The organism is Hymenobacter latericoloratus (assembly GCF_014199535.1).
Classification (GTDB): domain Bacteria; phylum Bacteroidota; class Bacteroidia; order Cytophagales; family Hymenobacteraceae; genus Hymenobacter; species Hymenobacter latericoloratus.
The window spans coordinates 1-23236 of record NZ_JACHNV010000002.1 but is presented as its reverse complement, the minus strand read 5'-3'; the positions used below and the strand labels follow the sequence as shown (position 1 = coordinate 23236).

Here is a 23236-nt window from a genome sequence, read left to right as displayed (position 1 = left end):
TCGTTGTCATCCTGAGCGGAGCGAAGGACCTTCTCACGGCAGCACGATAATCGTAATAACGACTCGTCTCAATGTGATAAGGTCCTTCGCTCCGCTCAGGATGACAAAACTACTTTACTCATGCTTCGCCTCCTCGATAAATACATTCTCCAGAAGTTTCTCACCGCGTTTTTCTTCACGGTGGTGCTGCTCGTGTCGGTTATCTGCGTGATTGATTTCACGGAGAAGAACGACGACTTTCTGAAGCACGACCTGGGCGCCTGGCAGATTGTGTCGGAGTACTACGTGAACCTGTTTCCGTACTTCGCCAACCTGCTCTCCCCCATCACGGTGTTTATTGCGGTGGTGTTCGTGACGGCCCAGCTGGCCTCGCGTACGGAGGTAGTGGCTATGCTGGCCTCAGGCATCAGCTTCAAGCGGTTTTTGCTGCCCTACATTATGGGCAGCGCCATTCTGGGGGCCCTGACCATGGCCATGACGGGCTGGCTGATTCCGATTGCCAACAAAACGCGGGTGCAGTTCGAGAAGGCCTACATCAAGAACCCCTACCGCTTCGATGCGCGCAACGTGCACATCAAAATCGGGCCGGAGAGCTATGCTTTCATGGAAAGCTACGACAACGTGAACAACGTGGGCTACAAGTTCGCGCTGGAAACCATCGACGGGCAGCTGCTCAAGCGCCGTATGACAGCCGAGGCCATTACCTGGGACTCCACCAAGCGGGCCTGGCGCCTTACGCCCCAGGTGGTGCGCACTTTCAATGGCGAAAAGGAAACCCTGCTGAGCCTGCCCGCCCGCGACACGACCCTGAACCTCTACCCCAAGGACTTCGCCAGCACCTACCGCTTGGCCGAAACCCTGACCCTGCCGGAGCTCAACCGCTACATCAACCAGAAAATAGCCCGCGGCGCCGACGATACGCAGGTGTACCTGAGCGAAAAGTACGAGCGGTTTGCCTACCCCTACGCCATGTTTATCCTGACGGTGATTGGGGTAATTATGAGCGCGCGCAAGAGCCGGGCCGGGGTAGGCGGCCAGATTGCCCTGGGCTTTGTGCTGGCCTTCGTGTTCATCATCTTCGTGATTCTGAGCCGCAACCTGGCGGCCGTAGGCACCCTCTCGCCCCTGCTGGCCGCCTGGGTGCCCAGCATTGTCTTCACTATTATTGGCCTGTTCCTCTACCGCGTGGTACCCCGGTAAGAGGGTGTGGGGGTAGGAGGGCGTGAACTATAAAAGCCCTGTCATCCTGAGCGGAGCGAAGGACCTTGTCACGCCGAAACGAGTTGTTGTTACGATTATCGTGCTACAGTGAGAAGGTCCTTCGCAAGCTCAGGATGACAATACCTCTGCCTCCCTACCCCACACCTTCCTACCCTCACCCCCTCTTACCCTCCTACCCTTGCTCAAAGACTACCTCCGCCTGCATTTTATTGTGTTGCTCTGGGGCTTTACGGCCATTCTGGGCAAGCTGATTTCGTTGCCGCCGGTGGAGTTGGTGTTCTGGCGGACGCTGCTGGCCGCTACGGGCCTGGCCGGGCTGCTGCTGGTGCGGCGGCAGCCCTGGCAGATTCCGGCCGGCGAGGCGCTGCGCCTGCTGGGCATTGGGGCCCTGGTGGCGACTCACTGGATTACCTTTTTTCTGTCGGCCCGACTTTCCTCGGTGAGTGTGAGCCTGGCCGGCATGGCTACCCTGGCCCTCTGGACCTCCCTGCTGGAGCCCTTACTGCTGTGGCGGCGGGTGCGGCCCTACGAGGTAGGATTGGGCCTGCTGACGATGGTAGGGCTTTACCTGGTGTCGCAGGCCGAGCTGGACCAGCTGCCGGGCTTGCTGGTGGCCGTGGTATCGGCCGGGCTTTCGGCCTTGTTCAGTGTGTTCAACTCCAAACTGGTGCAGCGCCACCCGCCCCTGCGCCTGACGCTGTACGAAATGGCCGGTGCCTGCCTGAGCATCGCGCTGTTTCTGCCCATTTACGGCCGCTATTTCACCGAGGGCCGGGGCGTGCAGCTGGCGCTGTCCGGTTTCGATTGGCTGTGGCTGCTGGTGCTGGCCGGCGTATGCACGGTGTACGCCTTCTCTACCTCGGTGGAGCTGATGAAGCGCATTTCGGCCTTCGTGGTCAACCTCACCATCAACCTGGAGCCGGTGTACGGCATCATCTTGGCGGTGCTGATGTACACGTTTCATATCCCCGGCTTCGGGCAGGAGAAGCTGTCCACGAAGTTTTACATGGGCACGGTCCTGATTCTGCTCAGCGTGCTCATTCACCCCGTTATCGACCAATGGAACCGCCGCCGCATCCGCAAAAAAGAAGCGGCTGATGTGCTGGTAGGGTAAGAGGTGAATTATTGTCATGGCAAGCAGCGCGAAGCCATCCGTCCTGACCCGCGTGCTACCCCCCCCCTGCAATGTGACAAGCCCTTAACGACTGTGCCAGCGTCAAGGGCTTGTCTGTTTATCAGGCTGGTCACGGAGGAGAGGAAAGATGGCGTCGTCCTGCGTCCTCGCCATGACACGTCACAGCCGTCCGTTCCAGACTTGGTACGCCGCCGGAAGCTCCAGCGCTGGGGGCTGCTCCAGACCCGGAAACAACCCGTATACCGCCGAGCCGGAGCCCGACAGACTGGCGTACGTGGCGCCGGCGGCGTAGAGCTGCTCCTTAATTTCGCCGAGCACCGGGTAGTAAGGCGTCAGCGCGTCCTCAAAGTCGTTGCTGACAGTATCACGCCATGTTTCCAGGGGCCGGGCCAGGGCCGCGCGTAAGTCGTGGCGCGGAGCACGGGGGCTGACGCACGAATAGGCCTCGGCCGTGCTGATGTGCAGGCCCGGGTAGATGACTTTGCAGGCGGTGCCCGTTAGGTTGAGGGGGATGTCTTCGAACACGTCGCCCTTCTCGTAGGCAAAAACCGGCTTGTTCCGAATGAAGAAGGCACAGTCGGAGCCCAGGCGGCGGGCATAGGTTTCGAGCGTTTCGGGGGGTAGGCCCAGGCCAAACAAGTCGTTGAGAGCCCGCAAGGCAAAAGCTGCGTCGCCGGAGCCCCCGCCCAACCCGGCCCCGATGGGCACTACTTTGTGCAGGTGCAGCTGCACCGGCGGCAGGTTGAAATCGGCCTTCAGCAGCTCGTAGGCCCGCAGACAGAGGTTGGTAGTCGGCTCGCCCGGAATCGGGATACCGGTGAGGCTTAGCGTTGTCTCGGTGGCAGGCAGCACCTCCAGCGCGTCGGTCCAGGGCAGCGGCAAAAACACCGATTCGAGGTTGCGGAAGCCGTCGGGGCGCTGGCCCGTGATGTAGAGCCCGAGGTTGAGCTTGGCGTTGGGGAAAACAAGCATACGTTGCGCGGAATGAAGCGCAAGCTAAGCCGCCGGCCGCCGAAGTCAAACCGGCCGGGTATTTCCGCCTATTTTTGGGGCCATGAGCGCCCCCGCATCTTCCTCCTGGTACGTCCGTCGCGGAAAGCGGCTGCTGGATGTTGCGCTGGCGGCTCCGGCGCTGCTGCTGGCCGTGCCCCTGCTCCTACCCCTGGCGCTGGCCTTAAGCCTTCAGAACCGCGGGGCCTGGCTGTTTCGGCAGCGGCGGCCGGGTTTGCACGGGCGGCTGTTCACGTTCTACAAGCTTCAAACCATGACCTCCCGGCGCGACGCCCACGGCCACCTCTTGCCCGATGCCGACCGCCTACCCCCCCTGGGCCGCTGGATCCGGGCCACCTCCCTCGACGAGCTGCCCCAGCTCTGGAACGTGCTGCGCGGCGACCTCAGTCTGGTGGGCCCTCGGCCGCTGCTGGAGCAATACCTGCCGCTGTACTCACCGGAGCAGGCCCGTCGCCATGAGGTGCGGCCCGGCATCACCGGCTGGGCCCAGGTAAATGGCCGCAACGCCATCAGCTGGGAGCAGAAGTTTGCGCTGGATGTGTGGTACGTGGATCATCTGTCGTTTGGGCTGGATCTGCGCATTCTGGCGCTAACTGTTGGGCGGGTGCTGGGCTCTCACGATATTTCCGCCCCCGGCCAGGCCACCACCACTGCCTTTACCGGCTCGCCCCCCGCCTCTTCCGATCAACTGCCACCCCTTGCATGAGTTACGCCCCCGTCCTGCCCAATTCCGCCCTGGCTCCACTTCCTACCCTGGTTATTGTGGGCGCCGGGGGCCTGGGCCGCGAGGTACTAATGCTGGCCCGCCAGATCAACGAAGCCGCGCCCACCTGGGAAATAGCCGGTTTTTACGATGACCGGACCCCGGCCGCTGCTACCCTTCATGGCCTGCCTTACCTGGGCACTATTGAAGATCTGAAGGCTCAGGCCGAGCCCCGGCACGTAGCCGTAGCGGTAGGCAACAGCCGCAGCCGGGCCGCCATTGCAGAGCGTCTGGCAGCGCCGCACCTTACTTTTGCTACGCTGGTGCACCCGGGGATTGCATTAGCTCCTTACCAGCAAATTCAGGTTGGCGAAGGCAGCATTATCTGTCAGGGCTGCATTCTGACTTGTGATATTACCCTGGGCCGCCACGTTCTGCTGAACCTGAGCTGCACCATCGGGCACGATGCCGTGCTGGAAGATTTCTGCTCCCTGATGCCCCACGCCAATGTGGGCGGCGAGGCCCACCTCGAAGCCGGCGTGTATCTCGGCACAAATGCTACCGTCATCAACCAGGTGCGGGTGGGTGCTTATGCTATTCTCGGGGCTGGGGCCGTGGCGGTTCGCTCCTTACCCGCCCACTGCACGGCCGTAGGGGTACCGGCCCAGGTGCTCAAAATCAGAAACGGGCAATAAGCCCAGGTCCCGCAAATTTTTCCCTTCTTTCCTGCCGCTACCTGCCAGTTGGTCGCTTTAGCCTCCACCCGTTTTCGCTTTCATCTCTGCTTCCTCCATGCGCAGCCAGGATTACGACCGACTGTACCTCTCCCCACCTCACCTCGGCCGCCACGAGCTTAACTACCTGCACAAAGCTATTGAAGACAACTGGGTGGCCCCGGCCGGCCCCAACCTGGATGGTTTTGAGCGCGACATTTGCGAGTTTACCGGCGCCCGGCACTGCGTAGCCCTCACGTCGGGCACGGCCGCTATTCACCTGGGTCTGCGGCTGCTGGACGTAGGTCCCGGCGACGAAGTACTCTGCCCCTCGTTCACGTTTGTAGCTACGGCCAATCCCATTCTGTACCTGGGGGCTACCCCGGTTTTTATCGACAGCGAGGCTGAAACCTGGAACATCTGCCCCGAGCGGCTGCGCGAGGCCCTGGAGGAACGGCAGCGCCAGGGCCGCCGGCCCAAAGCCCTGATTCTGGTACACCTGTATGGTATGCCCGCCAGGCTACGCGAAATCCGGGCCGTGGCGGCCGAGTTCGGGGTACCCCTTCTGGAGGATGCCGCTGAGGCCCTGGGCGCCCGCTACGAAGGTCAGCCGCTGGGCACCTTCGGCGACGTCGGCGTTTTCTCCTTCAACGGCAACAAAATCCTGACGACCAGTGGCGGTGGTGCCTTGGTTACGAATAACCCCGACTGGGCCCGGAAAGCTCGCTTCTGGGCCACCCAGGCCAAGGACGATGCCCCGTACTATCAGCACTCGGAGCTGGGCTACAATTACCGCCTGAGCAACCTGCTGGCTGGCATTGGTCGGGGGCAGATGGAACTGCTGGAGGACCGGGTAAAGAAGCGCCGCGAGATTTTCGCGTGGTATCAGAAACACCTGGCTGGTGTCCCGGGCTTACGCTTCGGCCCGACGGAACCCACTGGAGGCCGCTCTAATCGGTGGCTGACCACTATCCTGCTCAACCCCACCGAAACGACAGTCACGCCGGAGCAACTCCGGCGGCATCTGGAAACGCACAACATCGAGAGCCGTCCGCTTTGGAAGCCTTTGCATCTGCAGCCACTCTTCGCCGCTACCCCCTGCTTTGGTGGCAAGGTGTGCGAGCGTTTATTTACCCACGGCCTGTGCCTGCCTTCGGGCTCAGCCATGACGGAGGCGGATTTGCGGCGCGTAGCAGAGGCCATTCGGGAGCTATTTTAAGCCTTCCAATCGGCACATAGGCGCGTCTTGCAGTACATAAAGTTCATTCTGTAGTATAAAACGCACAAGCCACGGCAGGGTCAGTACAACGGCAGAGCAGATAGTACATTCCCATTAGCTACTGCCTGCCCTGCCGTTGCTGCCCATGCATATTTATTTTAGTGCCTGCTTTAAGTCCTGCAGCAGTTCCTCCACCGGCTCAATACCCACCGACAGCCGGACCAGCCCCGTGCTGATACCAAGCTCCGCCTGCTGCTCCACAGTGAGGTAGCGGTGCGATGTTGCCAGCGGATAAGACAAGGACGAATCGACGCCGGCCAGAGAAGGCGCGAACGGAAACCGTTGACTGCGCCGCATAAACTGGTTTACTACCTCCTCGTCGTCGGCCAACAGCACCGACATCATGCCGCCGAACAGGCCGCCGCCCTGCTCCCGGGCCAGCATATGCTGCGGATGATCGGGCAGGCCGGGGTAGTACACGGCCCGCACGGAGGGCTGGGTGCTCAGGAATTGGGCTACTGCCAAGGCGTTGTGGCTGTGCTCCCGCACCCGCAGTCGCAAGGTTTTCAGCCCGCGCACGGCCAGCCAGCTTTCCATGGGGCTCAGGGTCAGGCCATAGAGCACCCCAATCTGCTTGAGGCGGGCGGCCGTTTCCTCACCCTTGGCTACCACTACCCCCGCCGTTACGTCCGAGTGGCCGGCAATGTACTTCGTCACGCTGTGCAGCACTATGTCGGCGCCCAGCTCCAGGGGGCGCGTCAGGAGGGGGGTAGCAAACGTGTTATCAACTACCAGTTTCAGCCCGTACTGGCGACACTCCGTGGCCAGGCGCCGCAAGTCGGCTACGCGCAGCAGCGGGTTGCTCATGGTTTCGGCCAGCAGCAGCCGGGTGGTGGGCTGCACAAGCTGCCCCAGGGAGTACAGCTGCTCAAACGGCACATAGGTCACGGTAATGCCCAGCCGACTCAGCTCTTGGTCCAGCAACGACGAGGAGCCGCCGTAAATATCGGCCGCACACAGCACATGGTCGCCGGCCTGGCAGCAGGCCAGCAGGGCCGCAAAAATGGCGGCCATGCCCGAGCCCGTTGCTACCGCTCCGGCCCCGCCTTCCAGCCGGTTCACGGCCGCGGCCAGCTCATCGGAGTTGGGGTTGCCGTTGCGCGAATAGAGGTAGCGGCTGCCCGGCTCCCCGAAATACTGCTCTACTTCGTTCAGATCTTCAAACTTGAAAACCGAAGTTTGATAAATCGGGGTGATTTTGGGGTGGATGTGCATGGGTGGGAAGTCAGGGAAAGCGGCAAAACAAGGGCAAATTACGGCGTGCGTCGCAACCGGACACTATTTCATTTTGCGCACTTCCTTGCCCAGGTCGGCCGCCGCCGGGCGCCCGGCGGGCAGCTTCTGCAACGAAGCCAGGTACTGCTGCGCTTCGGCTTTGCGGTTCATGTTAATGGCCAGACGGGTGAGGTTGGCCAGTGTCTGCCAGTCGTTGGGGCGGCGGCTGTGGGCCTGCTGAAACAGAGGGTAAGCTTTGTCGGGCTGCTGTTGCAGGCTGTAATACATGCCCAGGTTAAAGGGCCCGAGCGAACTTTCCGGGTAGTACTGGTTGATCAGCTCGGCCAGCCGGCGGGCTACTTCCGCATCCGCAGGCGTATTTGCCTGCCAGTAAGGCAGCATATACTCTTCCAGACTTTCGGGCAGGAAAACGGTTTCCGGGGCTGGCAAAGCCTTGCCTTCGCTCCAGCGCCAAGGCTTACCGCTGGCCTTATGGTCGGCTAGGGCAGTTGCCAGCACGGCTACTTCGTGGTCAGGCTCGTGGGTCAGTTCGTAGGTCCTAGCCAAGCCAAACCGCATATCCAGCCGCTCTGACGCCAGCTTTATTCCCTCGCGCAGGGTAGCGCGGGCGGCTTCGAGCAGCTGCGGTTCGTAGCCTTCATTGATAGAGCCAGCCGGTTTGCCGTCTTTCTGCTGAATGGCGAGCCCCCGTCCGGTGGCTTGGCTCGTGCTTACCTCCACCCGGTACGCCTTTCGCAGCAAGTAATTGAACCGGGCTACAAAAAGGTCGGGGTTCTGGGGCTCCTTTCGCTGCCAGGCGGCCAGCACTTTGCGCACCTTGGCTGTGTCCTGGGTCTGCATGGCCCGCCGGTAATCAATCTGAAACGTCTGGGCAAAGCCTGAACCGGCCGCCAGCAGCAGGCCAATCACAATAAAAGGAATACGCATAGCAACCGGACGGACAATAAATCAGCAGAAGATGCCGCAAGCTACACCGGTTGCTGGGTTTTTCATTGGCTCCGGCTACTCTCGGCAAACCGTCTGGGCCCAAGCGGCTTCGCTTTGCCTATTACACGCGAAAAGCCCCGTGCCTGCGAGAGCGGACACGGGGCTTAGCAAGCCAGATTTGCGGAAGAGTTATGCCGAAGCGCCTTCTGCCAGTACGATAACGTTGTTACGAAGCACTTCTACTACCCCACCTTCAATGCGGAAGCTGGTAGCGCCACCGTTCAGCACGATGTCGCCGGCCTGCAGCGCCGAAATCAGCGGAGCGTGATTGTTGAGAACCTCAAACAGGCCATCGGCACCCGGAAACCGGGCCGACGTAACCTCCCCTTCGAACACCTTGCGGTCGGGCGTGATGATTTCCAGATGCATAGTCTTTTCAGTTGCCAGTTGTCAGTTGCCAGTTGTCAGCAAATGGTTCAGGAAAGAACCGGCAACTGACAACTGGCAACTGGTAACTGATAATTACTTGGCTTCCGCCATCAGCTTCTCGCCTTTCACCACGGCATCCTCAATGGTGCCTACCAGGTTGAAAGCCGCCTCGGGCAGGTGGTCGTACTTGCCGTCGATGATTTCGTTGAAGCCTTTGATGGTGTCTTTGATATCAACCAGCACGCCTTTCAGACCGGTGAACTGCTCCGCTACGTGGAAGGGCTGCGACAGGAAACGCTGCACGCGGCGGGCGCGGGTTACCGTCAGCTTGTCTTCCTCCGAGAGTTCGTCCATACCCAGGATGGCGATGATGTCCTGCAGTTCTTTGTAGCGCTGCAGAATCTCTTTCACGCGCTGGGCGGTGCCGTAGTGCTCCTGACCGATAACGGCAGGGTCCAGAATGCGCGAGGTGGAGTCCAGCGGATCCACGGCGGGGTAGATACCCAGCTCGGCAATCTTGCGGCTCAGTACGGTGGTAGCATCCAAGTGGGCGAAGGTCGTCGCCGGCGCCGGGTCAGTCAAGTCGTCGGCAGGTACATATACGGCCTGTACCGACGTGATGGAACCACGCTTGGTAGAGGTGATACGCTCCTGCATGGCACCCATTTCGGTAGCCAGCGTGGGCTGATACCCTACGGCCGAAGGCATACGGCCCAGCAGAGCCGATACTTCCGAGCCCGCCTGGGTGAAGCGGAAGATGTTGTCGATGAAGAACAGGATGTCACGACCAGCACCGGTGCCGTCGCCGTCGCGGAAGCTTTCGGCAACCGTCAGGCCCGACAGGGCTACGCGGGCACGGGCTCCGGGGGGCTCGTTCATCTGACCGAACACGAGGGTAGCCTTCGAGTCTTTCAGGGCTTCGGCATCCACTTTCGTGAGGTCCCAGCCGCCTTCTTCCATCGAGTGCTTAAAGCCTTCGCCGTACTTAATTACGTCCGACTCCAGGAATTCGCGCAGCAGGTCATTGCCTTCGCGGGTACGCTCACCCACGCCGGCAAATACCGACAGACCACCGTAGGCCTTGGCAATGTTGTTTACCAGCTCCATGATGAGTACGGTTTTGCCTACCCCGGCACCACCGAACAAACCAATTTTACCACCCTTTACATAGGGCTCGAGCAGGTCAATTACTTTGATACCCGTGAACAGCACTTCCGACGACGTAGCGAGGTCTTCGAAAGCCGGGGCGCCGCGGTGAATGGGCAGGCCGCCGTCGCTCTGGGGCTGGGCAATGCCGTCGATGGCATGGCCAATAACGTTAAACAGACGACCGCGCACACCTTCGCCGGTGGGCATGGTAATGGGCGAGCCCAGGTCACGAACTTCAGCGCCGCGGGTCAGGCCCTCGGTCGAGTCCATGGCGATGGTGCGCACACGGTCTTCGCCCAGGTGCTGCTGGCACTCCAGCAGAACTTTTTGGCCGTTGTCTTTCGTGACTTCGAGGGCGTCGAGAATGTTGGGAAGCTTAGAGCTTTCACCCGCGAAGCTCACGTCCACGACGGGACCGATAACCTGGGTGATTTTGCCGGTATTCGCCATTGCTTTTTATATAAGGGGATGGGTGCAACGTTTCAGGACGCAAAAGTACGGCTTAATCCCGGCATTGCCAAGGCCCCTCCAAAGCCAGCTTCGTCAACTTTTTTTTCAACCTCTGAAGACCTGAAAATCAGCTCAAAAAGACACGTTGCCGGGCTTTTGAGGGGTAGCCAGATGAAAAATTTTTACCCGGAAATTTGCCTTGAATAAAAGCTACCGTACATTTGCACAACCAAACGGCATACTTACACCGGTAGCCGCCTGGAAATTGTCCGATGGTGTAACTGGCAACACGCTTGATTTTGATTCAAGAAAGTCCAGGTTCGAGCCCTGGTCGGACAACCGACAACCCAACGCGAAAGGCGCTGATTCTTCCTACTTCGGAAGAGTCAGCGCCTTTCGCTTTTTATTTCCCCCTCCACCTACCCCTTTCATGTCACAGCAGGTAAAAATTTTCGCTGGTAATGCCTCCCGCGAGTTGGGTGAACAGATTGCCGCCGCCTACGGCACCCAACTCGGCGACCTGAGCATTCAGCGCTTTGCCGATACTGAGCTCGGCCCCTCGTTCAACGAAAGCATCCGGGGATGCGCCGTGTTTCTGATTCAGAGCACCAACCCGCCCGCCGAAAACCTGATGGAGCTGGCCCTGATGGTGGATGCCGCCAAGCGTGCCTCGGCCTACAAGGTGAACATTGTGATGCCTTACATGGGCTACGCCCGCCAGGACCGCAAGGACAAGCCACGGGTGAGCATCGGAGCCAAGGTAGTGGCCAACATGATTCAGAGTGTGGGCGCCGACCGCATGATGACCTGTGACCTGCACGCCGGCCAGATTCAGGGTTTCTTTGATATTCCGGTAGATCATCTGGACGGGGCCACCGTGACGGCGCCTTATATTCAGTCGCTGAACCTGGATAACCTGATTTTTGCTTCGCCTGACGTAGGGGGGGTAGTACGCACCCGGGCCTTCGCCAAGAAGTTTGGGGCCGAAATTGTGGTTTGCGACAAGATGCGCCTGCGAGCCAATGAGATTGCCTCCATGCAGGTAATCGGCGACGTGACGGGCATGAACGTGGTACTCGTGGATGATATTGTGGATACGGCCGGCACCATCTGCAAAGCCGCCGAGCTGCTGATAGAACGCGGGGCCAAATCGGTGCGGGCCGTTATCACCCACGGCGTGCTCAGCGGCCCGGCCCACGAGCGAATTCGTAATTCGGCCCTGGAGGAGCTGGTGATTACAGACACGCTGCCGCTGAAGGAGGAAAACCATAAAATCAAGGTTATTTCCGTGGCTAGCCTGTTCGCGCAGGCCATCCGCAACGTGGTAACCCACGAGTCCATCAGCTCGCTGTTTATATAGAGCCCTTGGGTCATGGCGAGGACGCAGGACGAAGCCATCCGTCCTGCCCAACGTGCTACCCCTTTGACTGCGACGAGCCCTTACCTCCGTGCTGGAAGTAAGGGCTTGTCAGGTTATCAGGCTGGTCACAGAAGAGGGGACGGACGGCGTCGTCCTGCGTCCTCGCCATGACACCATTCATCGCAATCCTCTTCACCTGACTGCGCAATCAGTTTCCTTTTATAAAGGAATCCGCCTATCTTTGCGGCCCGTTTGCCTGCTGTGGGTAAGCGTTTTTCTCTTTCAAGAACACGTTTTATGAAAAGCCTCGAGATTGTAGGGTTTAAAAGAGCGAATCTCGGTAAGAAGGATGCCAAGGCCCTGCGCCTGGACTCCTACGTACCGTGCGTACTGTACGGCGGTGCCGACCAAGTACATTTCTCGGCTCCGGCCATTCTGTTCCGCGAGCTGCTGTACACCCCCGAGGTGCACATCGTGGAGTTGAACATTGAAGGCGACATCCGTCGCGCTATCGTGCAGGACGCTCAGTTTCACCCCGTGAACGAAATGCTGCTGCACGTTGACTTCCTGGAGCTGCAGGAAGGCAAAGAAGTGAAAATGGACGTGCCCGTGAAATACGTAGGCACTTCGCCCGGCGTTCAGCAAGGTGGCAAGCTGGTAAGCAAGCTGCGCAAGCTGAAAGTAAAGGCTACCCCCGAAAACCTCCCCGACTTCGTGGAGGTAAACATTTCGGACCTGGGCCTGGGCAAGTCGATCAAAGTAAACAAAGTGGAAGCCCAAGGCTACACCATCCTGACCAACCCGCTGGCTCCTATTGCTACCGTGACCATTCCGCGTGGTCTGCGTGGCACGCTGCAGGCAGAGAAATAAATCACGGATTAAGGACGGATTTGTCGGATTACACGGATATCGTGCCCGATCTGCTCCGTCTGCCGAAAAAAGCCGTTCTGCTTGCAGAGCGGCTTTTTTATTGTCAGCTGCTAACTGGTAGTTAGCTTCCTACCCCCTACCGGCAGCCTAACCTCTGGTAATCTGCAGGGCCAGCAAGGGCTATTATAATACCAGCTGGCAACCGAATCTGTGAAATCCGTTCAATCCGTCTAAATCCGTGATTTTATGAAGTTCCTTGTTCTGTGCCTGGGCAACATCGGGCCGGAGTACGCCGACACGCGGCACAACGTAGGGTTTATGGTGGGCGACTACCTGGCTAAAAAGTTTGAGGCCGCGCCGTTTGAGTTGGGGCGGCACGCCTTTACTACCGAAATCAGGCACAAGGGCCACACATTTATGCTGGTGAAGCCCACTACCTACATGAACCTGAGCGGCAAAGCGGCGGCACACTGGCTGAGCGCGCTGAAAATTCCGAAAGAGCAGATGCTGGTCATCACCGACGACCTGGCCTTACCCTTCGGCAAGTTGCGCATGAAGGGCAAAGGCTCGGCGGGCGGCCAGAACGGCCTGAAGCACATTCAGGAAACCCTGGGCACGGACGAATACGCCCGCCTGCGCTTCGGCATCGACTCCAGCTTCTCGAAGGGCCGGCAGGTAGATTACGTCCTCAGCCCCTTCTCCGCCGACGAGAAAATTGATTTAGAAACTCGGCTGGAAAAAGCCGCCGAAGCCGTGCTGCTATTCGGTAGTGTAGGTTTGGAGCGGGCTATGAACGTGGTAAACGTGAAGTAGATGCGTATGTCATTTCCTCTCTTTAGTGACAAGCCCTTGACGTATGGTAGCGTCAGGGGCTTGTCACGTTTCAAAGGGGTAGGACGTTGGTTAGGACGGATAGCTTCGCTCCGCTCGCCATGACAACGTTACGCCACGCCGGAGCCCGGCCGCACGGGGCTGCTGGGCTGCATGAGGCTCAGGGAGCCGTCGGCGTTTTCGGCCATCAGCAGCATGCCCTGGCTTTGGATGCCTTTGATTTCGCGGGGAGCGAGGTTGAGCAGCACTTGTACCTGCTGACCGATAAGAGCTTCGGGCAGAAAGTGCTCGGCAATGCCCGACACAATGGTGCGGGGCTCCGCAAAGCCGAGGTCAACGCTTAGCTTCAGGAGCTTTTTGGTTTTGGCAACCTTCTCGGCGGCTACGATAGTGCCAATGCGCAAATCCATCTGCTGGAACTGCTCGAAGCTGACGTCGTCCTTGGCCGGAGCGGAAACGGCGGCGGCCAGTTCGTTAGCTTTCTTGGTGTCGAGGAGCTTCTGGACCTGGGCCTCTACCGTGGCGTCCTCGATTTTGGTGAACAGCAGCGCGGCCTCAGCCAATTGGTGGCCGGCGGCCAACAGATCGGGGCGGCCAGCTTGCGGCCAGGTGCCTTTCTCGGTGTTGAGCATGGCGCCGAGGCGGGCGGCGGCAGTAGGCATAAACGGCTCCAGCAGGGTAACCAGACTGGCGGCCAGCTGCAGAGATACGTGCAGCACGGTACCAGTGCGCGCCGCATCCGTCTTGATGAGCTTCCAGGGCTCCATGTCGGCCAGGTACTTGTTGCCCAGGCGCGAGAGGTTCATGAGCTCGTTCAGGGCGTCGCGGAAGCGGTAGTTGTCAATCAGCTCCCCAATGCGGGCCGGGAACTCCTGCAGCAGGCGCAGCACGTCCTCGTCCTCGGTGGTAAAGCCCACGGCGGCGGGCACTTTGCCCTCGAAAAACTTGTGGGTGAGCACCACGGCCCGGTTCACAAAGTTGCCCAGGTTAGCTACCAGCTCGTTGTTGTTGCGGGCCTGAAAATCCTTCCAGGTGAAGTCGTTGTCTTTATTCTCGGGGGCGTTGGCGCAGAGCACATAGCGCAGCACATCGGCCTGGCCGGGGAAATCCTGCAGGTACTCGTGCAGCCACACGGCCCAGTTGCGGGAGGTCGAAATCTTGTCGCCTTCCAGGTTTAGGAACTCATTGGCGGGTACATTGTCGGGCAGGATGTAGTCGCCGTGGGCCTTAAGCATCGCCGGGAAGATGATGCAGTGGAACACGATGTTGTCCTTGCCAATGAAGTGCACCAGCTTGGTGCCCTGGTCTTTCCAGTAGGTTTCCCAGGTGTCAGGCAGCAGATCTTTGGTGGCCGAGATGTAGCCGATGGGGGCATCGAACCATACGTAGAGCACTTTGCCCTCGGCGCCTTCCACTGGCACAGGCACACCCCAGTCCAGGTCGCGGGTTACGGCGCGAGGCTGCAGGCCCTGGTCGATCCAGGATTTGCACTGCCCGTACACGTTGGCTTTCCAGTCCTGCTTGTGGCCTTCCACAATCCACTCGCGCAGCCAGGGCTCGTACTGGTCCAGGGGCAGGTACCAGTGCTTGGTTTCGCGCAGTACGGGCTGGTTGCCCGAGAGCATGGAGCGCGGATTGATCAGTTCCGTGGGCGACAGGGAAGTGCCGCACTTCTCGCACTGGTCGCCGTAGGCATTTTCGTTGCCGCAGTTGGGGCAGGTGCCCACGATGTAGCGGTCGGCCAGAAACTGGTCGGCTTTCTCGTCATAGTACTGCTGCGAAGTCTGCTCGATGAACTTGCCTTCCTCATAGAGCTTACGAAAAAAGCCGCTGGCTACCTCGGCGTGCGTTTTAGAGGAGGTACGCGAGTAGATATCGAAGGAGATGCCAAAATCCTGGAAAGAGTCGCGGATGATGGCGTTGTACTTGTCCACCACCTGCTGGGGCGTCACGCCTTCCTTCTGGGCCCGAATAGTAATGGGCACGCCGTGCTCATCGGAGCCGCACACAAATTTCACGTCGCGCTGCTGGGCGCGCAGGTAGCGGGCGTAGATATCGGCAGGAATGTACACGCCGGCCAAATGGCCGATGTGCACCGGACCATTGGCGTAGGGCAGGGCCGCCGTAACGGTATAGCGTTGGGGAGCAGAAGACATATAGAAAGCGAAATCGAATTTTCAGGACGAACCCCAACCGGACCGTTAGGGCAATGGGAGTGCAAAGGAACAAGTAAAATGAGGAATCCGGCCTATCCGTTCTTACGGCCGAGTGCCTACCCCTGGCTGGGGCGCAAACCTAACCGGCCACCAAGCAGGCAGCCGGCTGCCAGGGTTAATCAGGATGATACTCTTACCATAAAACAACCCAGCCTGAAAATCCGTCCTTTCCTTAGTCACTTATAGTGGAGTTATGCCGTATTTGAAGGCGCACTTCCTCACCAACGCTTGCCCTATGAAAAATCAGAAAAAGGAAAAACCTACCAACGAAAAACCAGTGAAAGACCCCGCCGAAAAAGCACAGCGCAAGGCCGCTAAAGCGGCCGAATCGGCTTCTTCCACCATCACGGAGGCGCGGGCTAACAAGAAAGTAAGCCAGAAAAAAGCTCTCAAAACGGCCGCTAAGCATCTGCAGAAGCAGCTCGACGACCGCATTGATGAGGTGGTAAAGCGTATTCGGAAGGAAACCAAAGCCAAGCTGAAAGAGGTAGTGAAGGATGCTACCCGCCGCCTCGACGTGGACATTGAGCACTTGTTTGAGGAAGCGCTGCACACTATTGTGCGCCACCACGAAACAGGTACTCCTGGCGCCTCCGACAGTATTTCTACGCTGTCGGAAACATCCACAGCCACCACTAACCTGCCCGAAGCTCCCCCGGTGGCAGCTCCGGCTCCGCGTGCCAGCCGCCCGGCTGCGCCCAAACCAGCCGCCAAAGTTTCGCCCACGGCCGCACGCCCGCAACCCAGCCGCTCGCGTCCTCCGGTGAAAAAGCCGGCTCCCTCTGCCAACACGCCCTCCCCTACCCCCGATAATGACTCCATCGTTAATGAAGTAGGGTTGTAACGTTGGCTTGCGCTACGCACTAAAAACAACAAACAGGCCCGCTGCACTGGCAGCGGGCCTGTTTGTTGAAAAGAGCTTTCTATCCTGGCTGGGAGACCCAGGCCCTTAACGGCTTACTGCCGGGGTAGGCGCAGGGTATCGGCGGGGGCTCCGTTGAGGCGGCGCAGGCGGGTTTCGGGTGAGGTGGTGTTGTTGTCATTGGTGTTGAGGCTTTCGGGGCGCTTGCGGGAGTTAATGCCGCTGGCCTGCTCGCCTAAGGGCACGCGGCCGGGGGTGGCGTCGGGCACGGAGCCGCCGTAGCCGGCATTGCTGTTATAGGCAGCCTGCCGGTCGGCATCGGTCAGAATGCGGGTGGGCGGACGCCGCACGGCGCTTTCCTCGCCGGTGGTTTCCTGGGAGGTGGTGCAGGCTGCCAGCAAGGCTAGTGCGGGTAGGGTAAGTCGGCAGATATAAGAAGGCAGGTTCATGGCGGTAACAGAAGAAGCCGGCCCACGCGGGCCGGCTTCCTTGCTAACGAGCTGTAGGTCGGGAGGTTGACCCTACCCCTGCGTTTGGGCTAAATCGGTCCGGATACCATCCCAGAGTGCCACGCGAGCCTGCATGCAGCGGGCGGCCACCTCGCGGCTTTCCTGCCAGCGCTGGGCATTGGTACCGCACAGCTCACGCACCATCTGCTGGGCCAGGGGCGTGTGCACCTCTTCATCCAGCTGAATATGGCGGTCGAGGTAGTACGTGAAGGTATCGAGCTGACCAGGGAAACGCTGGCGCAGATCGTGCACTAGGTGGCGGAACATATCTGGAATAACATCTTCCCGGCCAAAAGTAAAGGCGGCGGCCACCGCGTGCGGCTTGCCCGATTCAATGATGCGGAAGGTATCCAGCACGAACTCCTGCACGGAGGCCGGGGCCTGCGCTTTCACCAGGGCCTCTCCTACCGGGTCGCCCGCTGCCAAAGCTGCCAGTAGCCGCTCAATGGGCGCGGTATCGGCGCCGCACTCGCGCATAGAGCGCAGATACAGCTCAAAATGACTGGCGGGGTTGCCTTCGGGGTCCACATCGGTTTCCTCTTCCAGCACGATATCATTGATGAGGCGGCGCGTGGCCGGGTTGCCGCGCGGCACCCACGGCACCTCCACGCAGGTAAGCTCCCGCTGCAGGGCCTTTAGCAAGGACATAAAATCCCACACGGCAAATACGTGGTGCTGCATGAACACGCGCAGATCGGCGAGGGAGTGCAGCGACTGATATACACCGTGGGCTACCAGTTGCCGGCGGGCCGGGGCCAGTGCTTCCTGCAGTTCGGCAATGGAGTCAGAATAAACCTGAGTTGACATAGAGAAACAGAAACGAGACTGCGGAGCACATGCCCCAGAGTACGAACAAACGAAACAAGCCGCCTAGTCGGATTTGACAACGCAGCGGTTCGCAAAGGTAGAAGCACCGGATAAGTTGATGAAGGTTTCCGGCTCACAGGTTACGGAAGCTGGAGGGGGTAGGACCCCGTACCGGGTGGAATGGCCCCCTACCCCCTTACTCGAGAAACAGGCCTCCTGAGGGCAACGCTTGCGGCAGGCAAACACCCCAGAAACCACTCTGCATAGTGCTTTGGCTATACTACCGGGAACCACAGCTACCCAACGAGTTGTCTGTCTTCTCACTCGCAGTTTCTTCCTCTCTCATTAACAATTAATTACTGCGAGTTATTGCGCTAAACATTCCGTACCTTTGCGCCCGGAAAACCCTTTGTATGCAGAACATCCGGAATATCGCCATTATTGCGCACGTTGACCACGGCAAGACCACGCTCGTGGACAAGATCATTCACGCCTCGAAGATTTTCGGCGAACACCAGCAGTTCGACGACCTCATCCTCGACAACAATGACCTGGAACGTGAGCGGGGCATTACTATCGTCTCCAAAAACGTATCGGTGCGTTACAAAGACGTAAAAATCAACATCATCGACACCCCTGGTCACGCCGACTTTGGCGGCGAGGTGGAGCGCGTACTGAAGATGGCCGACGGCGTGCTGCTGCTCGTGGACGCCTTTGAAGGCGCCATGCCCCAGACCCGCTTCGTGCTCAGCAAAGCCATTGATTTGGGCCTGAAGCCCATTGTGGTGGTAAACAAGGTGGACAAGGAAAACTGCCGCCCCGACGAGGTGCACGAGCAGGTATTTGACCTGATGTTTAACCTGGGCGCCACCGAAGATCAGCTGGACTTCGTGACCCTGTACGGCTCCTCGAAGCAAGGCTGGATGTCGCGCGACTGGAAGCAGAAGACGGAGGACATCACCCCCCTGCTCGACGCCATTATTGAGGTGATTCCGGCGGCTCCCTTCATTGAGGGTACCCCGCAGATGCAGGTTACCTCGCTCGACTACTCGGCTTTCGTGGGCCGGATTGCCATCGGGCGCGTGCACCGCGGCATTCTGAAGGAAGGCTCGAACATGAGCCTGATGAAGGCCGATGGCTCCGTTAAGAAGGTAAAAATCAAGGAGCTGCAGGTGTTTGAAGGCCTGGGCAAAAACAAGGTAGCGGAAGTGCAGGCCGGCGAAATCTGCGCCGTAACCGGCATCGAAGGCTTCGACATTGGTGATACCCTGGCCGACGCCGATAACCCCGAGGCCCTGACCCGCATTGCCATCGACGAGCCGACGATGAACATGCTGTTCACTATCAACAACTCCCCCTTCTTCGGCAAGGAAGGTAAGTTTGTAACCTCGCGTCACCTGCGCGACCGTCTGTACAAGGAAACCGAGAAAAACCTGGCCCTGCGCGTAAAGGAAACCGACCGCGAGGACACTTTCCTGGTGTACGGCCGCGGCATTCTGCACTTGTCGGTACTGATTGAAACTATGCGCCGCGAGGGCTACGAGCTGCAGGTAGGCCAGCCTCAGGTACTGTTCCAAGAAGATGAGAACGGCAACCGTCTGGAGCCCATTGAGCACTTGGTAGTGGACGTACCGGAGGAAACTGCCGGCAAGGTGATTGAGCTGGTAACCCAGCGCAAAGGCGAGCTGACCATCATGGAGCCCAAGGGCGACCTGCAGCACCTGGAATTCAACATTCCGTCGCGGGGCCTGATTGGCCTGCGCAACAACGTGCTGACCGCCACGGCCGGTGAGGCCATCATGAACCACCGCTTCACCAGCTACGAGCCCTACAAAGGCACCATTCCTGGCCGGATCAGCGGTTCGCTCATTTCCATGGAGAGCGGCCCCGGCACGGCGTACACCATCGACAAGATGCAGGACCGCGGCGAGTTCTTCGTGGACCCGGGCGAGGAGGTGTACGGCGGCCAGGTTATCGGGGAGCATACCCGTCCCAACGACCTGACCATCAACATCCAAAAAGGCAAGAAGTTGACCAACATGCGCGCCTCGGGCTCGGATGAAAACGTGAAGATTCAGCCTAAGCGCCAGTTTTCGCTGGAAGACGCCATGGAATACATCCAGAAGGATGAATACCTGGAAGTAACGCCGAAATCGGTGCGGATGCGCAAAATTCTGCTCGACGAAAACGAGCGTCTGCGCTCAGCCAAGAAGGAAGACTAATCTGGCAAACCCTGCGGTTGGTTTGCCGGCTAGCCGGAGGCTAAACCCCGGAACTTGTGCAAGCAAAAAGGCGCGGCCCCAGGGTCGTGCCTTTTTGCTTTTACTTCTTATCGAATACTAGGCAGGCTGCGTATCTTCGTTACCGACCTAGCTCTATCCTACCCCTATGGATTCCGAAAACCGCAACAAGCGCGACCTACCCGAAGTAGTAGCTGACATCCTGATTACGCTGGACAAGATTGAGCAGCGCCAGGACCGCATGGAGCAGCATATGGACCGCATGGAGCAGCATATGGACCACATGGAACAGCGCCAGGACCGTATGGAGCAGACCATGCGCAATGGCTTTGACCGGCTGGAAAACGCCTTTAACAACATGACGACGGCCGTGCTGGATGCTATGAATCGGCAGACGGAACGCTACGATAAGGTACAAACGGCCCAAAACAGCCAGGAGGCAGAGGTGCGGGAGTTGCGGCAGCGGCTGGAAAACCTGGAGAAAGTGGTGTACAATAAAGCCAGCTAAGCATATTGCTACCACTAGATAGCATTAAAGGTGCGGCCTGGGCCACACCTTTGGGCTGTAAGAGGAGGTAGGAAGATAGGCGCTTAATGCCCGGCGGTTTTAGAGAAGACGTTGATAATGACGACGCCAGCCAGAATTAGCCCCAGGCCAATAAAAGCGGGCGTGTCCGGGGTTTGCCGGTAGAATACTATCCCCGCCAGCGTAATCAACACAATGCCAATGCCCGACCACACCGCGTAGGCAATGCCCACGGGAATGGTTTTCAGGGTTAGGCTTAGCAGGTAGAATGCTAGTCCGTAGCCTACCACCACTACAACGCTTGGCCAGAAGCGGGTAAACTGCCCGGAGGCTTTGAGGGCGGTGGTGCCGGCCGTTTCGGCCAGAATGGCCAGCAGCAGATAGAGCCAGTATTTCATCGTCTTACTTACTGGGGATGACCTCAAACTCGCGGTAGCCCTGTACCGGGCCAGACTGGACCTCTACTGACGCCACTTGCGCGGCGGGCGGCCCCTGCCGGCACCAGCTTTCCAGTGCGTGCAGCGCTTCCGGAAGCCCCTCAGCTTCCACGGTTACGGAGCCGTCGGGGTTGTTGCGGACGGTGCCGGCCAGGCCCAGCCGGCGGGCTTCGGTGCGGGTGCTCTGGCGGTAGAAAACGCCTTGCACATGGCCCTGTACATGAAAAGTGCGGTGTTCAGTCTGCATAAATGACAGGTATAGTGGGTAGGCGGCAAGCGCAGAGCTGGGCAAAAAACCACAACGCCGATAGCAGCGCCCTAGGTTGTGGTACGCAGCTGGGGTAGGCGCGTTGGAGTGAGGCTTACTGGCAGGCGTTTCTTCCGGAGCAGAAGTGCAGCATCTTCCGGAGTTTTGCCGTATGCCTACTTCCAGTACTCCCCTTCCCAAACCTGTGCGCTATCTTCTTCGCCACTGTACCCTCTACACCGGTACCACGGTGCTCCACCACCATGCCCTGCTTGTGCACGAGGGCCGCATTGAAGCCATCCTGCCCGAGTTAGTAGCCCCCGACGACGTGCCCGTAGTAGATGGCCGCGGCCTGAATGTGGCGCCCGGTCTGCTCGATGCTCAGATGTACGGAGCTGAGGGCCAGCTTTTTTCTGTGGTTCCCGGACCGGAGGCCCTGCGGGCTCTGACCCAACACGCCTTCCGGCACGGAACCACGGGTGTGCTGGCCACCATGCCTACTAACTCGCTCAGCATGCTGCACGCAGCCCTGGAGGCCGGGCAGGAGTTCCGGCGCGAGCAAGCAGGGCTGTTGGGCATTCATTTGGAAGGCCCCTACATCAACCCCGCGAAAAAGGGCGCTCACCAGCAGAAGTTTATTCAGGCCCCAACGGTAGCAGAAATTGACGAGCTGCTGAAGCGGGCCAATGGGGTGCTGAAAATGATGACTTTAGCACCCGAAGTTGCCACCCCTGCCGTTGTGGCCCGGTTACGCGAGGCGGGTGTGGTATTGTCGGCGGGGCACTCCAACGCCACCTACGCCCAGGCCACACAGGGTTTCCGCACGGGTTTTGGGGCGGCTACCCACCTGTTCAACGCCATGTCGGGGTTGCAGGGGCGCGAGCCGGGCCTGGTCGGGGCCGTGTACGACGACGCGGCGGCCCAGGCCAGCATCATTGCCGATGGGGTGCATTGCGACTTTGCCGCCGTGCGCATCAGCAAGAAGCTGTTAGGGGAGCGGCTGTTTTTAATTACCGATGCCGTTACCGAAAGCCAGCAGGGCGCCTACCGCTTCCGGCGCCAGGGTAACCATTTCGTGGATGAGCAAGGCACGCTGGCCGGCTCAGCGCTGACCCTGCCCCTGGCCGTGCGTAACTGCGTGGAGCACGTAGGCCTGCCCCTGGCCGAAGCCCTGCGTATGGCTTCTCTGTACCCCGCCCGCCTACTCGGCCTCAGCGACCAGCTGGGCTACCTGGAAACCGGCTACGCCGCCGACTTCTGGCTGTTTGATGATGAGTTGAATGCGGTAGCTACGGCCTGCGCCGGCGAGCTGACGTGGCACCCGCCGCAAGCGTAAGCGCTGCACCAGGCGGGCCGGACAGCAGTTTCTGAGCCAAGGCCCAGCAGTAAGCGCAACAACATCTGTATTGCACAGAAGCAGGGCTTCTGGTACTTTTGAGAGGTAAGCCCGTTTCAGCAACCCGTACGGAAGCTGAGCGGGCTTTTCGACTTCTTCTACCTTGAATCCGGTGCCTGTGCTCAAACGTGTACTTATTGCTACCCTTCTGGTTTTTACCCGCTTCACTGCTGCGCACGCCCAAGATGCGGCCACCACTGCCGCGGCCATGACCCCAACGGCTGCCCCCTACGAGTACCGCCTCACGGTGCGGGGCTTTGAGGAAACCTATGGCTTCAACGACACGGCTCGGGCCGTTATCCGGCTGTACTTCGCCAAGTGGAAAACCGGCCTCCGGATTATGCAGTTTGCCGGGGCGCCGGTGCCGGTTGTAAGCGCGCTGGGCAAGCACTACAACCCCGATCCGCGCACGGGCGGCGTGGCCCCTAACTACAGCTCCTACTACTACGACCCCTGGGTGGCGCCCGTGGCCTTTAGCCTGCTGGGGGTGTCGGCGTTTGGCTTTGGCAAGACTACCGTCTGGAACCGCAAGCAGCTTTACCACACCATCCGGCAGTACCGGACCAGCCGCCAGCTACCCCGGCAGGTAAGAGGGTGTTGGGGAATCGGGTTTTGTATAAAGCCAAACGAGCCAGTAAGTTGCGTCGGGCGTTCCTAGGCGCCCGGGCATTATGGTTGACAG

Annotated in this window: 23 protein-coding genes and 1 tRNA gene; 14 read left to right on the top strand and 10 right to left on the bottom strand. The window is 59.5% G+C overall.

Annotated elements, in window-relative coordinates; translation table 11 throughout:
• Positions 1–120 precede the first annotated feature (120 nt).
• Both GGU46_RS05775 and GGU46_RS05770 read left to right on the top strand, forming a co-directional pair.
• A complete protein-coding gene (locus tag GGU46_RS05775) occupies positions 121–1200 on the top strand; it encodes an LptF/LptG family permease (protein ID WP_183402622.1) in 1080 nt (359 codons plus the stop codon).
• Between the two features lie 199 nt (positions 1201–1399).
• Positions 1400–2335, top strand: coding sequence for a DMT family transporter (locus GGU46_RS05770; RefSeq protein WP_139924380.1), 936 nt, complete (start codon positions 1400–1402; stop codon positions 2333–2335).
• A gap of 180 nt (positions 2336–2515) precedes the next feature.
• On the opposite strand, the gene ispE is transcribed toward GGU46_RS05770, so the two are convergent.
• The gene (gene ispE / locus GGU46_RS05765) at positions 2516–3328 is read right to left on the bottom strand and encodes a 4-(cytidine 5'-diphospho)-2-C-methyl-D-erythritol kinase (protein ID WP_139924381.1); all 813 of its coding nucleotides are present in this window, start codon (positions 3326–3328) and stop codon (positions 2516–2518) included.
• Between the two features lie 82 nt (positions 3329–3410).
• Between ispE and GGU46_RS05760 the strand changes: the two genes are divergently transcribed.
• From GGU46_RS05760 to GGU46_RS05750, 3 genes are all read left to right on the top strand, one after another.
• Positions 3411–4073, top strand: coding sequence for a sugar transferase (locus GGU46_RS05760; RefSeq protein WP_183402621.1), 663 nt, complete (start codon positions 3411–3413; stop codon positions 4071–4073).
• Complete coding sequence (locus GGU46_RS05755) at positions 4070–4765, top strand: acetyltransferase (RefSeq protein WP_183402620.1); 696 nt, start codon at positions 4070–4072, stop codon at positions 4763–4765. Before GGU46_RS05760 ends, GGU46_RS05755 begins: the two co-directional genes overlap by 4 nt.
• A gap of 97 nt (positions 4766–4862) precedes the next feature.
• Positions 4863–6002 carry a DegT/DnrJ/EryC1/StrS family aminotransferase gene (locus GGU46_RS05750; protein ID WP_183402619.1) on the top strand — a complete coding sequence of 380 codons (1140 nt, stop codon included), beginning with the start codon at positions 4863–4865 and terminating at the stop codon, positions 6000–6002.
• 153 nt (positions 6003–6155) lie between these two features.
• Here GGU46_RS05750 and GGU46_RS05745 read toward each other — a convergent pair whose 3' ends face one another.
• From GGU46_RS05745 to atpD, 4 genes are all read right to left on the bottom strand, one after another.
• A complete protein-coding gene (locus GGU46_RS05745; protein ID WP_183402618.1) occupies positions 6156–7277 on the bottom strand; it encodes a trans-sulfuration enzyme family protein in 1122 nt (373 codons plus the stop codon).
• A 63-nt stretch (positions 7278–7340) separates the two neighbouring features.
• Positions 7341–8225 carry a tetratricopeptide repeat protein gene (locus tag GGU46_RS05740; RefSeq protein WP_183402617.1) on the bottom strand — a complete coding sequence of 295 codons (885 nt, stop codon included), beginning with the start codon at positions 8223–8225 and terminating at the stop codon, positions 7341–7343.
• A gap of 189 nt (positions 8226–8414) precedes the next feature.
• Positions 8415–8654 carry a FoF1 ATP synthase subunit delta/epsilon gene (locus tag GGU46_RS05735; RefSeq protein ID WP_110978462.1) on the bottom strand — a complete coding sequence of 80 codons (240 nt, stop codon included), beginning with the start codon at positions 8652–8654 and terminating at the stop codon, positions 8415–8417.
• Positions 8655–8747: 93 nt separating this feature from the next.
• Positions 8748–10253, bottom strand: a complete 1506-nt coding sequence (gene atpD, locus GGU46_RS05730; protein WP_110978463.1) for a F0F1 ATP synthase subunit beta — start codon at positions 10251–10253, stop codon at positions 8748–8750.
• Positions 10254–10519: 266 nt separating this feature from the next.
• On the opposite strand from atpD, the gene GGU46_RS05725 reads away from it, so the two are divergent.
• The 4 genes from GGU46_RS05725 to pth all read left to right on the top strand — a co-directional run bounded on the left by GGU46_RS05725 (position 10520) and on the right by pth (position 13296).
• Positions 10520–10592, top strand: a tRNA-Gln gene (locus GGU46_RS05725).
• A 91-nt stretch (positions 10593–10683) separates the two neighbouring features.
• The gene (locus tag GGU46_RS05720) at positions 10684–11613 is read left to right on the top strand and encodes a ribose-phosphate pyrophosphokinase (RefSeq protein ID WP_183402616.1); all 930 of its coding nucleotides are present in this window, start codon (positions 10684–10686) and stop codon (positions 11611–11613) included.
• 297 nt (positions 11614–11910) lie between these two features.
• Positions 11911–12483 carry a 50S ribosomal protein L25/general stress protein Ctc gene (locus GGU46_RS05715; RefSeq protein ID WP_183402615.1) on the top strand — a complete coding sequence of 191 codons (573 nt, stop codon included), beginning with the start codon at positions 11911–11913 and terminating at the stop codon, positions 12481–12483.
• A 246-nt stretch (positions 12484–12729) separates the two neighbouring features.
• Positions 12730–13296, top strand: coding sequence for an aminoacyl-tRNA hydrolase (pth, locus tag GGU46_RS05710; RefSeq protein ID WP_183402614.1), 567 nt, complete (start codon positions 12730–12732; stop codon positions 13294–13296).
• 128 nt (positions 13297–13424) lie between these two features.
• On the opposite strand, the gene metG is transcribed toward pth, so the two are convergent.
• Positions 13425–15470 (bottom strand): methionine--tRNA ligase, encoded by a 2046-nt coding sequence (metG, locus tag GGU46_RS05705; RefSeq protein WP_183402613.1) that lies wholly within the window; start codon positions 15468–15470, stop codon positions 13425–13427.
• A 295-nt stretch (positions 15471–15765) separates the two neighbouring features.
• Between metG and GGU46_RS05700 the strand changes: the two genes are divergently transcribed.
• Positions 15766–16374, top strand: coding sequence for a hypothetical protein (locus tag GGU46_RS05700; protein ID WP_183402612.1), 609 nt, complete (start codon positions 15766–15768; stop codon positions 16372–16374).
• A 113-nt stretch (positions 16375–16487) separates the two neighbouring features.
• Here the strand turns inward: GGU46_RS05700 and GGU46_RS05695 are convergent, their stop codons facing one another.
• Positions 16488–16841, bottom strand: coding sequence for a hypothetical protein (locus tag GGU46_RS05695; RefSeq protein ID WP_183402611.1), 354 nt, complete (start codon positions 16839–16841; stop codon positions 16488–16490).
• Between the two features lie 72 nt (positions 16842–16913).
• Positions 16914–17708, bottom strand: coding sequence for a DUF3050 domain-containing protein (locus tag GGU46_RS05690; RefSeq protein ID WP_183402610.1), 795 nt, complete (start codon positions 17706–17708; stop codon positions 16914–16916).
• Positions 17709–18121: 413 nt separating this feature from the next.
• On the opposite strand from GGU46_RS05690, the gene typA reads away from it, so the two are divergent.
• A complete protein-coding gene (gene typA / locus GGU46_RS05685; protein WP_183402609.1) occupies positions 18122–19930 on the top strand; it encodes a translational GTPase TypA in 1809 nt (602 codons plus the stop codon).
• A 166-nt stretch (positions 19931–20096) separates the two neighbouring features.
• A complete protein-coding gene (locus GGU46_RS05680; protein WP_183402607.1) occupies positions 20097–20456 on the top strand; it encodes a hypothetical protein in 360 nt (119 codons plus the stop codon).
• Between the two features lie 83 nt (positions 20457–20539).
• Here GGU46_RS05680 and GGU46_RS05675 read toward each other — a convergent pair whose 3' ends face one another.
• Together GGU46_RS05675 and GGU46_RS05670 are read right to left on the bottom strand one after the other, a co-directional pair.
• Positions 20540–20872 (bottom strand): DMT family transporter, encoded by a 333-nt coding sequence (locus GGU46_RS05675; protein ID WP_183402606.1) that lies wholly within the window; start codon positions 20870–20872, stop codon positions 20540–20542.
• A gap of 4 nt (positions 20873–20876) precedes the next feature.
• A complete protein-coding gene (locus tag GGU46_RS05670; protein ID WP_183402604.1) occupies positions 20877–21158 on the bottom strand; it encodes an acylphosphatase in 282 nt (93 codons plus the stop codon).
• 205 nt (positions 21159–21363) lie between these two features.
• On the opposite strand from GGU46_RS05670, the gene nagA reads away from it, so the two are divergent.
• Complete coding sequence (nagA, locus tag GGU46_RS05665) at positions 21364–22494, top strand: N-acetylglucosamine-6-phosphate deacetylase (RefSeq protein ID WP_183402602.1); 1131 nt, start codon at positions 21364–21366, stop codon at positions 22492–22494.
• 178 nt (positions 22495–22672) lie between these two features.
• On the top strand, positions 22673–23212 hold the full coding sequence (locus GGU46_RS05660) for a hypothetical protein (protein ID WP_183402601.1): 540 nt from the start codon (positions 22673–22675) through the stop codon (positions 23210–23212).
• Positions 23213–23236: the final 24 nt, after the last annotated feature.

Coding starts and splice junctions, on each gene's coding strand:
- GGU46_RS05775 (WP_183402622.1), top strand. CDS start 121: ATGCTTCGCCTCCTCGATAAATACATTCTCCAGAAGTTTCTCACCGCG.
- ispE (WP_139924381.1), bottom strand. CDS start 3,328: ATGCTTGTTTTCCCCAACGCCAAGCTCAACCTCGGGCTCTACATCACG.
- GGU46_RS05760 (WP_183402621.1), top strand. CDS start 3,411: ATGAGCGCCCCCGCATCTTCCTCCTGGTACGTCCGTCGCGGAAAGCGG.
- GGU46_RS05755 (WP_183402620.1), top strand. CDS start 4,070: ATGAGTTACGCCCCCGTCCTGCCCAATTCCGCCCTGGCTCCACTTCCT.
- GGU46_RS05750 (WP_183402619.1), top strand. CDS start 4,863: ATGCGCAGCCAGGATTACGACCGACTGTACCTCTCCCCACCTCACCTC.
- GGU46_RS05745 (WP_183402618.1), bottom strand. CDS start 7,277: ATGCACATCCACCCCAAAATCACCCCGATTTATCAAACTTCGGTTTTC.
- GGU46_RS05740 (WP_183402617.1), bottom strand. CDS start 8,225: ATGCGTATTCCTTTTATTGTGATTGGCCTGCTGCTGGCGGCCGGTTCA.
- GGU46_RS05735 (WP_110978462.1), bottom strand. CDS start 8,654: ATGCATCTGGAAATCATCACGCCCGACCGCAAGGTGTTCGAAGGGGAG.
- atpD (WP_110978463.1), bottom strand. CDS start 10,253: ATGGCGAATACCGGCAAAATCACCCAGGTTATCGGTCCCGTCGTGGAC.
- GGU46_RS05720 (WP_183402616.1), top strand. CDS start 10,684: ATGTCACAGCAGGTAAAAATTTTCGCTGGTAATGCCTCCCGCGAGTTG.
- GGU46_RS05715 (WP_183402615.1), top strand. CDS start 11,911: ATGAAAAGCCTCGAGATTGTAGGGTTTAAAAGAGCGAATCTCGGTAAG.
- pth (WP_183402614.1), top strand. CDS start 12,730: ATGAAGTTCCTTGTTCTGTGCCTGGGCAACATCGGGCCGGAGTACGCC.
- metG (WP_183402613.1), bottom strand. CDS start 15,470: ATGTCTTCTGCTCCCCAACGCTATACCGTTACGGCGGCCCTGCCCTAC.
- GGU46_RS05700 (WP_183402612.1), top strand. CDS start 15,766: ATGAAAAATCAGAAAAAGGAAAAACCTACCAACGAAAAACCAGTGAAA.
- GGU46_RS05695 (WP_183402611.1), bottom strand. CDS start 16,841: ATGAACCTGCCTTCTTATATCTGCCGACTTACCCTACCCGCACTAGCC.
- GGU46_RS05690 (WP_183402610.1), bottom strand. CDS start 17,708: ATGTCAACTCAGGTTTATTCTGACTCCATTGCCGAACTGCAGGAAGCA.
- typA (WP_183402609.1), top strand. CDS start 18,122: ATGCAGAACATCCGGAATATCGCCATTATTGCGCACGTTGACCACGGC.
- GGU46_RS05680 (WP_183402607.1), top strand. CDS start 20,097: ATGGATTCCGAAAACCGCAACAAGCGCGACCTACCCGAAGTAGTAGCT.
- GGU46_RS05675 (WP_183402606.1), bottom strand. CDS start 20,872: ATGAAATACTGGCTCTATCTGCTGCTGGCCATTCTGGCCGAAACGGCC.
- GGU46_RS05670 (WP_183402604.1), bottom strand. CDS start 21,158: ATGCAGACTGAACACCGCACTTTTCATGTACAGGGCCATGTGCAAGGC.